Genomic DNA, 955 nt, shown 5'->3' on the forward strand with positions numbered 1-955 from the left:
CGCGTCGACCAGGCTTTCCAACGCCACTTGCATATAGCCACAGATGCGTTGGGCACCGATCCGCGACTCGACCAGCACCGTCAGGCTGAAGTCTTCACCCAGGTCATCGACGCTCATCGTCAGCGGATAATTGGTGCGTTCTTCGCCTCCCAGTGTCTCGATACCCTCCCAGGCTGGCGAGGTTTGCAGCGCGATGGGCTCGGCGACCGAATGTCGGTAATTGAGCAACGCGCTGAACAACGGCGTCGGCGCCATGACGCCGCTGCAACGTTGGGCCAACGCCAGGGAAGCATGTTCATGCCCCAGCAGCCCACTCAGGCGCGCATGGGTCGCCAGCACGCCGGCCCGCACACTTTGCGCACCTACCTGCACGCCAATCGGCAAGGTGTTGATGAACATCCCCAATGCGCGGTCGGCACCCTCGCCGCCCTGCATCCGGCCCATCAGCACCGTGCCGAACACCACGTCTTCGCGACCCGAGACCCGACCCAGCACCTGGGCCCAGGCCAAGTGATGCAAGGCTGCCGCACTCACCCCCAAGCGGCGGGCCTGGGTACGCAGGCGTCGACTCAAGTCGGTCGCGATAGCCTGTCGGGCTTCCTCGATACCGCTGCCATCGCCACGAACATCCTGCAAGCCGAACGGCAGCGTCGGCTCGTCGATGTCGCCGAGCATCGCGCGGAAAAACGTTTCGTGCTCTTCACGGCTCACACCCAGGCATACCTGGGCCACATAGTTGCGGTAAGGCACCGCGACCCCTAATTGATCGGCATGGCCCAACAGGTGCGCCTGCATCTCGTGACGCACCACTTCCAGCGCCGTGTGGTCGAGAGCCATGTGATGGAACAGCAGGATCGCCACCCAACGCTGATTGATCGCATCCTGCGCGAACCGGACGCGCATCAACGGCGCCTGGCGGATATCCAGGCGATGATGACTGACGTCGAAGCTCGCC

General features: G+C 63.8%; 1 protein-coding gene. It reads right to left on the reverse strand.

Annotated features, from left to right (window positions below; all coding sequences use genetic code 11):
* Window positions 1–955, reverse strand: a 955-nt coding sequence (locus J4E63_RS30665; protein WP_259334285.1) for a condensation domain-containing protein, incomplete at both ends; no start/stop codon positions are given.

The organism is Pseudomonas sp. FW300-N2F2, assembly GCF_017351655.1.
Lineage (GTDB): Bacteria > Pseudomonadota > Gammaproteobacteria > Pseudomonadales > Pseudomonadaceae > Aquipseudomonas > Aquipseudomonas fluorescens_AA.